This is a genomic window from Chitinophaga rhizosphaerae (assembly GCF_003958645.1).
Classification (GTDB): Bacteria; Bacteroidota; Bacteroidia; order Chitinophagales; family Chitinophagaceae; genus Chitinophaga; species Chitinophaga rhizosphaerae.
Genome location: NZ_RXLO01000002.1, coordinates 685,317 through 697,397, shown reverse-complemented (window position 1 = coordinate 697,397; position 12,081 = coordinate 685,317). Strand labels below are relative to the sequence as shown.

Sequence of the window (12,081 nt, the reverse complement as noted above, 5' to 3'; positions counted from 1 at the left end):
ATATTAAATTATTGTAATGCGCAATCTTGGGAAGTATAGCACAATAATGGTATATTTATTGAAAGTCAGCAATTTGGCATAGTTTTCGTGTCTACTACGGTTGATAAATGTATTGCGATCAAAATAACGGATAATGAAAAAGTTAATCGTAGTGTTGGGGGTGTTCCTGCTCGGAGGGATGCTGACGGCTTTTACGCTGGCGGGTCCTTTCGATGATGTGGTCAACGCCCTGAAAAAGGGGGACTCCGGTAACCTGAGCAAACTCCTGGACAACACGGTCGAGATCAACATGGCTGGCAGATCCAACTCCTACAGCAAAGCCCAGGCGGAAATCATCCTGAAAGACTTCTTCGGGAAAAACACCGTCAAAAATTTCGAGCTGCTCCACAAAGGCGGCCCGGAAGGCGGTTCCCAATTCGGTGTGGGTAACCTCACCACCTCCGGCGGCAATTTCCGCACCTCGTTTTTTCTCCAGAAAAAAGGGAACGCATTCGTGCTGAACGAACTGCGCTTCGAAAATAAATAGCACATCGGCAAGAAGAACACATTGAAAGGCTATCCGCTCCTAGGCGGATGGCCTTTTTGTTTGTAACTTGCCCTTTCATTCCCGATTGCGTTATGTTACAGAAAGAAGCATTGGAACAATTCATCAAAGCCGCGCTGGCGGAAGATATCGGCTCGGGCGACCATTCCACCCTCGCCTCCATTCCCGCCGAAACCACCGGCACCGCAAGGCTCAAGATCAAGGAAGACGGCGTGCTCGCCGGCATGGAAGTGGCCGAAGCCATCTTCCGGCTGCTCGACGATTCCACCCGTTTCATCCCCTTCAAAAAAGACGGCGAGCCCATGCAGGCCGGAGAAGTGGCGTTTGAAGTCTCCGCCCGCGTACGCACCCTGCTGAGCGCAGAAAGGCTCGTCCTCAACTGCATGCAGCGCATGAGCGGCATCGCCACGCTCACCCGCAAATACACCGACCGCCTCAAAGGCTATCATACCCGCGTGCTCGACACCCGCAAAACCACCCCCAACTTCCGCATGCTCGAAAAAGAAGCCGTGCGTATCGGGGGCGGCGTCAATCACCGGACCGGACTGTACGATATGGTCATGCTCAAAGACAACCACATCGATTTCTCCGGCGGCATCACCCCGGCGGTAGCACGCGTGGTGGCTTATCTGAAAGAAAAACAGCTCGACCTGAAAATCGAAGTGGAAGCCCGGAATATCGACGATGTGAAGGAGATTTTGCAGGTGGGACAGGTGCATCGCATCATGCTCGATAATTTTTCGCCGGAACAGATCCCCCCGGCACTGGCGCTCATCAAAGGCCAATACGAAACCGAAGCATCCGGCGGCATCACGATCGAAAATGTGGAGGCATATGCCAAAACAGGAGTCGATTTCGTGTCTGTCGGCGCCATCATACACCATGCCGTGAGCCTGGACCTCAGTCTCAAGGCCGTTATCCATTCCTGAGTCAATCCTGTTACCATTGCGGAAAATACTGATCATCATCAACCGGAAAGCCGGCACCGACCGCGAGAAATCTCTCGGCGCCGCCATCGCACGGCAATTGCCGGAAGACCGCTTCCAGGTTGAGACCACTTATCTCCAATACCTCGGTCACGGCACCGACCTGGCCATTTCGGCCGTTGGCCGCGGCGTAGATACCGTTGTAGCCGTGGGGGGCGACGGTTCCATCAACGAGATCGCCCAGGGCCTCGTAGGCTCGAGAACGGCGCTGGCCATCGTGCCCCTCGGCAGCGGAAACGGCCTGGCGCGGGCGCTCAACATCCCGCTGGATGTGGATAAAGCCCTGGCCATCGTGGCCGGAGGCCATAAAAAGCCCATGGATGCCGGGTATGCCAACGGGCACCTCTTCCTCAGCAATGCGGGCGTGGGTTTCGATGCGGTGATCGCCGACCGGTTCCGGCACAGCAAAAAGCGCGGGCTCATCAATTACGCGCGGCTTGTGGTGGGCGGATTTTCGACCTACAAACCCGCGGTATACAAGATCCGGATGGATGGGAAGGAAACCGAAGCGCCGGCGTTCCTCATGACGGTGGCCAACGGCAACCAGTTCGGGTACGATTTCAAACTGGCGCCGCAGGCCAGCCTGTTCGACGGGCGGCTGGACATCTGCATGGTACGCCCGCTCCGCTTCTGGGACCTGCTGCCATTGACCATCAGTTCGCTGCGGGGCAACATCGGCGAAAGCCGCTACATGCAACATTTTACCGGACAAGAAATAACAGTGGCCAGCCCCGATCTGTCCTGCCTGCAGGTGGATGGCGATGCGGTGCCGCTGACGCAGGGAAAAACCGTTCATTTTAACGTGGTGCCGGGCGCGCTCCAGATCCTGGTGCCCAACGGTCACTAAAAAACGCAAGTTATGAGCAAGAAAAAATCCGCCTCCAACGGGATCGTTTATTCTACTGATCCCAACTTTTCGTACCCGCAGGAACCCACCCGGGAAGCCGCTACGCTGGCGCCTGCGGAGCAGCGCCTCCGCGTGAAGCTGGACACGAAGCAGCGCGCCGGTAAAACGGTGACCGTGGTGGAAGGGTTCGTGGGCACGGAAGCCGATCTCGAAAAACTCGGCAAGGAACTGAAAACGAAATGCGGCACCGGCGGCGCTGTGAAAGACGGGCTGGTGCTCATCCAGGGCGATTATCGCGACAAGGTGCTCCAGTGGCTGAAAGGCTGGGGGTACAATGTGAAATAGATCATTCTGATCGAACGAAAAAGGGAGCGCCCCGGCCGGGGCGCTCCCTTTTTTATGGACGTTACCCAAGGCTTACCGTATGGGTATAGTACAGCTTCAGTAGAGATACCGTACCGGAACCGTAGTAAGACCGTAGTAACTTTACGGATTTGTGCAGTGGGGGCTTCTATCGGTGTAGACCAGCTGCGGGACGTGGCCGACCGGCTACCGGTTCACCAGTTTCATCGCCCCTTCGCTGTAGCGTTCGCCTTCGATCTTGTAACCGGAAAGCGTGGTTTCGATGCGGGCAACATCGTCGGCAGTGAGCGCGATATCGGCCGCTGCGGCATTTTCCTGCAGGTATTTGCGGCGTTTGGTGCCGGGGATGGGCGTGATGTTGTCGCCTTTTGCGAGGAGCCAGGCCAGGGCCAGCTGCGGCAGGGTGATGTGGCGTTCGGACGCGATATCTTCCAGGGCGCTCACAATGCGGAGGTTCTTCTCGAACGCTTCCTGTTGGAACCGGGGAAGGTTGCGTCGGAAATCGGTCGGGTCGAAGTCTTTGACGTCGCGAAGGCCGGACGTGAGGGCCCCGCGGCCGAGGGGGCTGTAGGGGACGATGCCGATGCCCAGTTCGCGGCAGGTGGGAATGATGTCGGATTCGATGTCGCGGACGAAGAGGGAATATTCGCTTTGCAGCGCAGCGATGGGGTGCACGGCGGCGGCTTTGCGGATCGAGTGCGCGGCGGCTTCCGACAGGCCGAGGTAGCGGACTTTCCCTTCTTTCACCAGTTCGGCCATGGCGCCAACGGTTTCTTCGATGGGCACCTGATCGTCTACCCGGTGGGCATAATACAGGTCGATCACGTCTACGCCGAGCCTTTTGAGCGACGCTTCGCAAGCCTGCTTGAGATACGCGGGCGATCCGTCGAAGTAGGTGGAATTATCTTCGCGGTAGCGGAAGCCGAATTTGGTGGCGAGGAAAACGTCTTTCCTGCGGGTGGCGAGCACTTCGGAGAGTTGTTTTTCATTGAGGCCCTGGCCGTACATGTCTGCGGTGTCCCAGAAATTAACGCCGAGGTCGAGTGCGAGCTCAAGCGTAGCGCGGGATTCGGCATCATCGCGCTGGCCGTAGGCGAAGGCCATGCCCATGCAGCCGAGGCCGATCGCTGAAACTTTTTCGCCGGTGTTTCCCAGAGTTCTGTAATGCATGTCTGAATAGGATTTTAAGTGGATAACAAAGCTACGCTGCGGATGCGGGAGCGAAATTGCAATCTTCAAGCGTTTCCTTGCAAATATCCAATAATTTGTTGCAACGGGCAACAGCGGGCGTTTGCAGCGAATTGCAGCAAATGTTGCAAATTTTTATTTGGATAAGCGGAAAAGAAGTTCCATCTTGTAAACCTCCATTTATCGACCAAAATCATGGGCTCAGACCCGTGGCTGGCATTTTTGGAGAAGCTTCAGATGTTTGTCTTTACAAATTCCACTTCTCCAAAAAGCCAGTTTTTACTGGCTTTTTCCAGTTTTACCGGGCGAAGATGAATTCCACTTCGCCGAATCCCAGTTCCAGTATTTCCTTGTTCTTTTCCAGGCACAGCCTGCCGTCGGGCAATACGTCGCGGATAACGCCCTGGAAGATTTCGCCGCCGATGCGGTAGAGCGCGGGCTCGTGGAGGCGGTACAGATTGTCTTTGTACTCAGCGAGCATGGCGGGATAGGTGTCTACGCTGAGTTTGCTGTAACGGTTTTCGAGATGGGTGCAGAGGTCTTTGGCCAGTTCGAGCGTATCCCATTCGCGGCCGGTGATCTGGCGGAGGGAAACGGGGTTCTGGAGATGGTCGGGGAAATGGGGGGTGTTGATGTTGATGCCCATGCCCGCTATGGCATATTGCCAGACGCTTCCGCGCAAAACGTTCTCGATAAGTAGGCCGCCTGCCTTTCTGTCACGCCAGTAAATATCATTGCTCCATTTGATGCGGGTTTCGTCGCCGGCGTATTTCCGGAAGAAATCGAACGCGCCGAGGGCTACGGCTACGCTGAGCATGAACTGCTGATGCAGGCCCAGTGCGGGTTGGAGAACGGTGGTGAGTATGATGTTCTCTCCGGGCGTGGAGAGCCACTGTTTGCCCCGCTGTCCTTTCCCTGCGGTCTGCTCCATGGCGAACCATGTGTACCCGGGCGCCACGGGGCCTTCGGCGACCCTTGCCATGGCATAGTTATTGGTGCTGTCTACCGTGTTGAGCACGTGAAACGGATGGCCTATCACAAATCCTGATTTAACTGTAAAATGAGCAAATTTCCATCATTTTAACAATATTTTACCGACCCATTCGTCTTCCAGCATATAAGCCGGCGTTATATTTTGGCCCCGGTTTAGTAATTTTGGAGATTAAAGACTATTTTTAACAAAAACAGCACTTATTGGCACCCTTAACCATACTGAACAGCAGGAAAAAGGCGGTAACACGCATCAACAGGAACAGCAAGATTTTTACTTCCATCATAAAGGCCATACAGGAGAAAAAAGGGGAGAATATCGTTTCCCTTGATCTGCGCAAGATCCCTGAAGCGGTAGCTGATTTCTTCATCATTTGTGAGGCCAATTCCAGTAACCAAGTTAAGGCTATAGCGGATTTTGTGGAGGAGGAAGTGAAGAACAACACGGACGAATCCGCGTACAAACACGAAGGGTTCACGGCTCAGCAGTGGATACTGGTGGATTACGTGAACGTCGTAGTGCATATTTTCATACCCGAAACCCGGAAATTCTATAACCTGGAAGAGATGTGGAGCGACGCGGAACGCATGGAACACCTCGATCACTGAACAAAACCCCGCGTTTTGTATTAATTACTTACATAAAAGACAACTCTCATTCGTAAAGGAGCGAACGATCATGGAAAAAGGAGGCAATAACTATAGCAAGGGACCTGATAAATCACCGAAGAAAGGACCGAAATTCAATATCTACTGGGTATACGCCTTCATCGGCATTGCCCTGCTGGCTATGAATTTCGTACTGCCGATCTCCAGCCAGCCCAAGGAACTGTCCGGTTTCAAGGAGTTCCAGCAAAAGCTGCTCCGCACCGGCGACGTAGACAAGCTGGTGGTGGTGAACAAGGCCCTCGTAGAAGTTTATATCAAAAAAGAACGGCTGAACCAGCCGCAATACTCGGAAGTGGCCAAAGGCCGCCTCGGCGCCCAAAACTCCGGTCCGCATTACCAGTTCACCATCGGGAGCGTGGAAAGCTTCCAGAAAGAGCTGGACCGCGCACAGGAAGGAATGCCCCTGGTAGACCAGATGAACGTATCCTACGTTCCCCGCCAGAACTGGTTCGAGCCGCTTATGCAAATACTGCTGCCCATCCTGCTGCTCATCGGTATGTGGGTACTGCTCATGCGTAAAATGGGCGGCCCCTCCGGCGGAAGCGGCGGCCCCGGCGGCATCTTCAACATCGGCAAATCCAAAGCCACCCTCTTCGATAAAGGCACCCGCGTCAACATCACCTTCAACGATGTTGCCGGCCTCGACGAAGCCAAAGTGGAAGTGATGGAAATCGTGGATTTCCTCAAAAACCCGAAGAAATACACCGCGCTCGGCGGTAAAATCCCGAAAGGAGCCCTCCTCGTAGGCCCTCCCGGTACCGGTAAAACCCTCCTCGCCAAAGCCATGGCCGGCGAAGCGCAAGTGCCCTTCTTCTCCATGTCCGGCTCCGATTTCGTGGAACTGTTCGTAGGCGTAGGCGCTTCCCGCGTTCGTGACCTCTTCAAACAGGCCCGCGAAAAAGCACCCTGTATCATCTTCATCGACGAAATCGACGCCATCGGCCGCGCCCGTGGCAAGAACGTCATGATGTCCAACGACGAGCGCGAGAACACCCTCAACCAGCTCCTCGTGGAAATGGACGGCTTCGGTACAGACAGCGGGATCATCATCCTCGCCGCCACCAACCGGCCAGACGTGCTCGACAGCGCCCTGCTTCGCCCCGGCCGTTTCGACCGCCAGATCTCCATCGACAAGCCCGACCTTTCCGGCCGTGAACATATCTTCAACGTACACCTGAAGCCCATCAAGACGTCGCCCAACCTCGACATCAAGAAACTCGCTTCCATGACGCCCGGTTTCGCCGGGGCAGACATCGCCAACGTATGTAACGAAGCCGCGCTCATCGCCGCCCGTAAAGGCAAGAACGAAGTGGAAATGGAAGACTTCAACGACGCCATCGACCGTGTGATCGGCGGCCTCGAGAAGAAAAACAAGATCATCTCCCCCGAAGAGAAGGAAGTGATCGCCTACCACGAAGCCGGCCACGCCATCTGCGGCTGGTACCTCGAACATGCCAACCCGCTCGTGAAAGTCACCATCGTTCCCCGGGGCGTGGCAGCACTCGGGTACGCACAATATCTCCCGAAAGAGCAATACCTCTATAATACCGAACAACTGGAAGACGATATCTGCATGACCCTCGGCGGCCGCGCGGTAGAAGACATCGTGTTCGGAAAGATCTCCACCGGCGCGCAGAACGACCTGCAGGTAATCACCCGGATGGCTTACGCCATGGTGACCGTGTACGGTATGAACGACAAAGTGGGCAACGTATCCTTCTACGATCCGAACAACGAGCAATCGTTCACCAAACCGTATTCCGAAGAAACGGCGAAAATGATCGACGATGAAGTGCGCGCACTGATCGACAAAGCTTACCAGCGCACCAAACGCCTGCTGACCGACAAGCTGCCCCAGGTTAAACTGCTGGCGGAAGAACTGCTGAAAAAGGAAGTGCTGTATAAAGACGACCTGGAGCGCCTCATCGGCAAGCGCCCGTACGATACGCACAAAGAACATATCCCGACGAAGGCAGGCATAGGTGTGGAAGGCGTTCACCCGTCAGACATCATCAATCCTTCCCCGGCTAACGTAACAACCGAACAGGAATAAGGCACAATGAAAGTATCTCCCGCCAAAGAAAACATCCTCAAAAGGGTCCGCAACGCGCTCAGCCAGCCGGTTCAGCTCCCGTTCCCCCATGCGGAAGGTAACAATTCCGTATTCGTCACCGAAAATGAAGGCCTCGAACTGAAATTCGCGGAAGAATTTTCGAAACTGCAGGGCAAATTCATCTTCTGTTCCTCCCGTGAAGAACTGGCGGAAAACCTCCAGACACTCGTGGAGAACAAGGAATGGGCGCACGTGCATTGCCAAACACCGTCGCTGGAGAAAATCCTCCAGCCGTTCAATCCCGCCTACCTCAACGTGGGCGACATGAACCAGATGGATGCCGCGATCACCGATTGCGAAATGCTCGTTGCCCGCACCGGCTCCATCGTCATGAGCGCAGCGCAGCCCTCCGGCCGCGCATTGCCCGTGTTCGCACCCGTCCACCTCGTAGTGGCGTTCACCCACCAGCTCGTGTTCGACGTGAAAGACGGCATCCAGCGGCTGAAAGAGAAATACCAGGGAAACCTTCCCTCCATGATCTCCTTCGCCACCGGCCCCAGCCGAACCGCCGATATCGAAAAAACGCTCGTGGTAGGCGTACACGGCCCGAAAGAAGTGTATGTTTTCCTGCTGGATGAATAACTACTTCAAATACAATAGAATAACGATACTTGTAAAATGCAAAAGGAATTCATCACTTTTGCATTTTACATTTCATAACGAACCATGAACATTCATCTGCCGCCCGGCAAACGTGTATATTTCGCTTCCGACTTTCACCTCGGCGCCCCCGATATGGCCCGCAGCCGGCAGCGCGAAAAACTCATCGTACAGTGGCTCGACGAAGCCTCGAAAGACGCACAGCACATTTTCCTCGTCGGCGATCTCTTCGATTTCTGGTTCGAATACAAACACGTCATCCCCAAAGGATACACCCGCCTGCTGGGCAAGCTCGCCGAACTGCGCGACAAAGGCATCGGCATCACCGTTTTCATCGGCAATCACGACATGTGGATGGACGGGTATTTCGAGGAAGAACTGGAAATTCCCGTGTACTTCGAACCGCAGCAGTACGTGATCGGTGGAAAGAAATTCTATATCGGTCATGGAGACGGCCTCGGCCCCGGGGACCACGGGTATAAATTCCTCAAGAAAATCTTCCGCAATCCTGTTTGCCGCTTCCTGTTCTCGTGCATCCCGCCGAACTGGGGGATTTCCATGGCGAACTTCTGGAGCCGCAAAAGCCGCGCCGCCACCGGCGAAAAGCTGGAAACCTTCCTCGGTGAAAACGAGGAATGGCTGGCGATCTACTCCCGCGAGATCCTCCAGAAAGAACATTTCGATTACTTCATCTTCGGCCACCGCCACCTTCCGCTCGATCTGAAAGTGGGAGACGCATCGCGCTACATCAACCTGGGCGACTGGCTGAACTATCATTCCTACGCCGTGTTCGACGGCCAGGCTACCGAATTGAAATATTACAAAACCGGCACCCCGATTTAACCGAGGATCTCGTGTAAGATAGGCGGGCTGTGCAATTCCTTGAAATCGGGGAGGTGCAGCCTGTAGAAATCGAGGTAGGCGTACAGGAGGTTGCGCCGGCGCTCCTTGTTCATCAACACCTGCTCCAGGTCGGGGATGTACTGGATGTTCTGCAGCTTGTCCGTAAGCTCGCTGTTGGTTTCGTCGAGATAATTGGTGTGGTGCGGCGGAAGGTCGACGTAAGTGCCTTCGGCCAGATCGAGGTAAGGCGTGAATTCCGAGTAATGCCCCGCGAAATGGAACCCCAGGTGCGCGGCGAAGCGCAGGGTGAAAAACAGCGGGAGATTGGCCGCCACGGCGGTGTTTTCGGTATCGAGGGCGCGGAACACCTTTTCCGTGAAGTGGTACAGTTCGGGATCGGGCTCCGGTTGTTTGAGGGATTTTTGCAGCAGCTCGATGAGGTACAGCGCCACCGTGTTCTTCACGATATTCACGTGCATGGTGGTGTAGATATGCCCCGGTTTGAATTCGGAAATCCGCTGGATATTTTTCTGTTCGTGATGGTACACCACGAGGTCGAGGATGTTCCCGGGCTGGAGGATATTGCCTTTTGCCGCCTTGGGGCGCGACGAGCGCACGCCGTTCACGATGTACGACTGTATCCCGAAAAGCTCCGTGAAGATGCTCAGGATAACGCTGGTGTCCCCATATTTGACGGTGCGGAGTACAATGCCCGGAGTTTTGTGCAGCATATCACACAAAAATCGGTTATCAGCGGATAAATACCAGTTTCGATACGATTTTTTCCTTCCCCGCCGCATCACTGGCCAAAACGAGATAAACCCCGCTTTGCGGACGGAACCCCGTGTAATCCCGCCCGTTCCAAACCGCCTGCCCGCCCTGGGCGCGGGTTTGAAAGACCAGTTTCCCGGAAACGTCCGTGATTTTGACGTACGCGTCGCGCACCAGCCCGCGAACGGCGATCGTACCGTTATAGCCGGAAGGTACGGGGTTCGGGAAGACGAGCACTTCGGCACCCTGCGTTTCGCTGCCTTCGGTGGCTTCCCCGCGCCAGGATACCAATCCGTTCCCCGTCCCGAAAAATACCTCTCCCGTTACGGGATCGATGGCGATGCGCTGAACGGTATTATCGGGGAGTGGACTGTTGCCCGTATGGAAATGCCGGAGGATGCGGCTCCCGTCGGCACTGGTGAGCCAGGCGCCGTTGCGCGTGCCCACCCATTTGCGGTTGGCGCCGTCTACCGCAATGGAAAGCACCTGCTCGTTCTGGAATAAATACCCGGCGAAAGCGTCTGTACGAACTACCGGGAGCCAGGTTTCACATGCGTTTGCTGAAAAAATGTCCTGCGCGCATTGGTAAACACCGATGCCCCGCGCCGTACCGATCCAGATCCAGCCATCGCGGTCTTTGGCGAGGCAATAGACTTGCGACGACGGGAGGTTCCCGCGGCCCGCGCCCGATTGCAGCTGTTTCCAGCGATCGTCGCGAGGATCGTCGGCGTTAGTGCCATGGTCCATGACGATCACGCCGCCGCCCAGCGGGGCTGCCATCCATTTCTGGTCGAAATCGTCGATGAGGATTTGCGAAACGGCATTGTACGGGAGGAAATAGGGGACGGTGAACCCGTTCCAGTTGCCGGATTTATTTTTGACGAGGAGTTGCTGCTGCGTGGCGCCGAAAGCGGTAGCCCAAAGGTGCCCGTTTTGATCTGCCGCCACGCCGCCGATGCGCTCCCGGCCGAGAGGTTTCTCCTGCACAACCGGAGCGCCGTCGCGGAAAGTAAAGACCCCTCCGCCGAAGGAGCCCGCATATACATTCCCGTTCCCCGCCGAAAGGGAAATCACGTCGGGGACGGCCTTGCCCTGCTGTACCCATTCGCCTTCCCGGAAAACCGATACCGGAAAAACGGCCCCGGACGGCTGCCAGTTATCGCTGACGGTCCCGGAAGCGGCCCACAGCGCGCCTCCGTGCGGAAGCAGCGCCCCCGAAGCCGGGCCTGCCGGGGCATCGGGCGTGAGCGCGGTGAAAATATTGTCTTGGTAAAAAATGAGCCCGTTTTGCCGGTCGGCGATCCAGATCCCGTTTGTGGTCGGCACAGCGCCGGAAGGCGAGGGCAGGAGGGCGCTTGTTAAAGTGGTTTCTTCATCCGAAATCCGGACCACCGCTCCCGGGAGCCCCATGAACAGCGCATTCCCGGACGATTGCAGGAACGTGATCGCACCGCGGCCGAAGACCCACTTCTGCCAGGCGTTGCCCGTGAAGCGGAAAAGCGTGTCTTTGACGCGGGCAACGAGGTAATCCGAGGCTACCAGTTGCTGTGCCGTTGCGGGAAGGGACGGAAGTATTTTCCAGGAACCGGGGTCGGCCAGGTTGGAGGCCGATATGGATGCGCGGTAGATACCATGCGACGTGGATGCGAATATTTCCGTACCGTAAATGGTGGCAGACAGTACCGGGTACCCCGGCGTCCAGGTGTCGGCGATTTCGCGGCGGCGGAGGTCTGTAACGATGATGCCGGTAGGCAGGGGCAGGAGGGCTCTGTCCCCCGAAATGAGGATGGAAGTTGCGGCTTTATCGGGGTTCCCCGGGTGCTGGAGCACGTCGGGGATATTGGTGACGCGGCCGTTGGATACGAGGTCGATATTGCCGTTGCGGTACGCGAGCACGAGGGTTTGCAGCCCTTCGTGCCAGGCCATCGCGGAAATGCCGGCGTCGTGCAGGCCGGTGGATTTACCGTACCGCGTTACCGCGTGCTCGTCGGCCGACAGCGAGAAGAGCCCCTGTGCGGTGGCGCAAAAGATTTCATTCCCGTTAGCCGCCACGGCAACGGCCTGGCGGGTGGGGAAATGCTCGCGCCATTGGCCAATCGGGATGCTTTGCGAGCGTAAGTCGTTGGAAACGAGTATCAAAAATAAAATCAAGCAGGGGCGAAACATA

At 56.0% G+C, this 12,081-nt stretch carries 12 protein-coding genes; 8 read left to right on the top strand and 4 right to left on the bottom strand.

The annotated features are described in order from the left end of the window. The first annotated feature begins 133 nt into the window (after positions 1-133). The 4 genes from EJ361_RS06530 (at position 134) to EJ361_RS06515 (ending at position 2,722) form a co-directional block, all read left to right on the top strand. The gene (locus tag EJ361_RS06530; protein ID WP_126244549.1) at positions 134-526 is read left to right on the top strand and encodes a DUF4783 domain-containing protein; all 393 of its coding nucleotides are present in this window, start codon (positions 134-136) and stop codon (positions 524-526) included. Between the two features lie 92 nt (positions 527-618). Then, complete coding sequence (nadC, locus tag EJ361_RS06525; RefSeq protein WP_126244548.1) at positions 619-1,473, top strand: carboxylating nicotinate-nucleotide diphosphorylase; 855 nt, start codon at positions 619-621, stop codon at positions 1,471-1,473. A 16-nt stretch (positions 1,474-1,489) separates the two neighbouring features. Then, positions 1,490-2,377 carry a diacylglycerol/lipid kinase family protein gene (locus tag EJ361_RS06520; RefSeq protein WP_164714114.1) on the top strand — a complete coding sequence of 296 codons (888 nt, stop codon included), beginning with the start codon at positions 1,490-1,492 and terminating at the stop codon, positions 2,375-2,377. Positions 2,378-2,389: 12 nt separating this feature from the next. Continuing rightward, positions 2,390-2,722, top strand: a complete 333-nt coding sequence (locus EJ361_RS06515; RefSeq protein ID WP_126244546.1) for a translation initiation factor — start codon at positions 2,390-2,392, stop codon at positions 2,720-2,722. 204 nt (positions 2,723-2,926) lie between these two features. Here the strand turns inward: EJ361_RS06515 and EJ361_RS06510 are convergent, their stop codons facing one another. Both EJ361_RS06510 and EJ361_RS06505 read right to left on the bottom strand, forming a co-directional pair. Further along, positions 2,927-3,910 carry an aldo/keto reductase gene (locus EJ361_RS06510; protein ID WP_126244545.1) on the bottom strand — a complete coding sequence of 328 codons (984 nt, stop codon included), beginning with the start codon at positions 3,908-3,910 and terminating at the stop codon, positions 2,927-2,929. A gap of 316 nt (positions 3,911-4,226) precedes the next feature. Continuing rightward, entirely contained in the window at positions 4,227-4,967 is a 741-nt protein-coding gene (locus tag EJ361_RS06505) for a biotin--[acetyl-CoA-carboxylase] ligase (RefSeq protein WP_126244544.1), read from the bottom strand. A 155-nt stretch (positions 4,968-5,122) separates the two neighbouring features. On the opposite strand from EJ361_RS06505, the gene rsfS reads away from it, so the two are divergent. The 4 genes from rsfS (at position 5,123) to EJ361_RS06485 (ending at position 9,143) form a co-directional block, all read left to right on the top strand. Beyond that, on the top strand, positions 5,123-5,527 hold the full coding sequence (rsfS, locus tag EJ361_RS06500) for a ribosome silencing factor (protein WP_126244543.1): 405 nt from the start codon (positions 5,123-5,125) through the stop codon (positions 5,525-5,527). 70 nt (positions 5,528-5,597) lie between these two features. After that, entirely contained in the window at positions 5,598-7,640 is a 2,043-nt protein-coding gene (gene ftsH, locus EJ361_RS06495) for an ATP-dependent zinc metalloprotease FtsH (RefSeq protein ID WP_126244542.1), read from the top strand. 6 nt (positions 7,641-7,646) lie between these two features. After that, complete coding sequence (locus tag EJ361_RS06490) at positions 7,647-8,282, top strand: LutC/YkgG family protein (RefSeq protein ID WP_126244541.1); 636 nt, start codon at positions 7,647-7,649, stop codon at positions 8,280-8,282. An 84-nt stretch (positions 8,283-8,366) separates the two neighbouring features. Further along, positions 8,367-9,143: a UDP-2,3-diacylglucosamine diphosphatase gene (locus EJ361_RS06485; RefSeq protein WP_126244540.1), complete on the top strand. Its 777-nt coding sequence runs from the start codon at positions 8,367-8,369 to the stop codon at positions 9,141-9,143. On the opposite strand, the gene recO is transcribed toward EJ361_RS06485, so the two are convergent. Together recO and porZ are read right to left on the bottom strand one after the other, a co-directional pair. Continuing rightward, positions 9,140-9,874, bottom strand: coding sequence for a DNA repair protein RecO (gene recO, locus EJ361_RS06480; RefSeq protein ID WP_126244539.1), 735 nt, complete (start codon positions 9,872-9,874; stop codon positions 9,140-9,142). The two genes, EJ361_RS06485 and recO, sit on opposite strands and share 4 nt — an antisense overlap. A gap of 19 nt (positions 9,875-9,893) precedes the next feature. Continuing rightward, positions 9,894-12,053, bottom strand: coding sequence for a type IX secretion system anionic LPS delivery protein PorZ (porZ, locus tag EJ361_RS06475; RefSeq protein WP_164714113.1), 2,160 nt, complete (start codon positions 12,051-12,053; stop codon positions 9,894-9,896). Positions 12,054-12,081 lie beyond the last annotated feature (28 nt).

Excerpts from the sequence above, each read along its gene's own strand:
- nadC (WP_126244548.1), top strand. The coding sequence starts at position 619 with ATGTTACAGAAAGAAGCATTGGAACAATTCATCAAAGCCGCGCTGGCG.
- ftsH (WP_126244542.1), top strand. The coding sequence starts at position 5,598 with ATGGAAAAAGGAGGCAATAACTATAGCAAGGGACCTGATAAATCACCG.
- EJ361_RS06510 (WP_126244545.1), bottom strand. The coding sequence starts at position 3,910 with ATGCATTACAGAACTCTGGGAAACACCGGCGAAAAAGTTTCAGCGATC.
- EJ361_RS06530 (WP_126244549.1), top strand. The coding sequence starts at position 134 with ATGAAAAAGTTAATCGTAGTGTTGGGGGTGTTCCTGCTCGGAGGGATG.
- EJ361_RS06485 (WP_126244540.1), top strand. The coding sequence starts at position 8,367 with ATGAACATTCATCTGCCGCCCGGCAAACGTGTATATTTCGCTTCCGAC.
- recO (WP_126244539.1), bottom strand. The coding sequence starts at position 9,874 with ATGCTGCACAAAACTCCGGGCATTGTACTCCGCACCGTCAAATATGGG.
- EJ361_RS06515 (WP_126244546.1), top strand. The coding sequence starts at position 2,390 with ATGAGCAAGAAAAAATCCGCCTCCAACGGGATCGTTTATTCTACTGAT.
- EJ361_RS06490 (WP_126244541.1), top strand. The coding sequence starts at position 7,647 with ATGAAAGTATCTCCCGCCAAAGAAAACATCCTCAAAAGGGTCCGCAAC.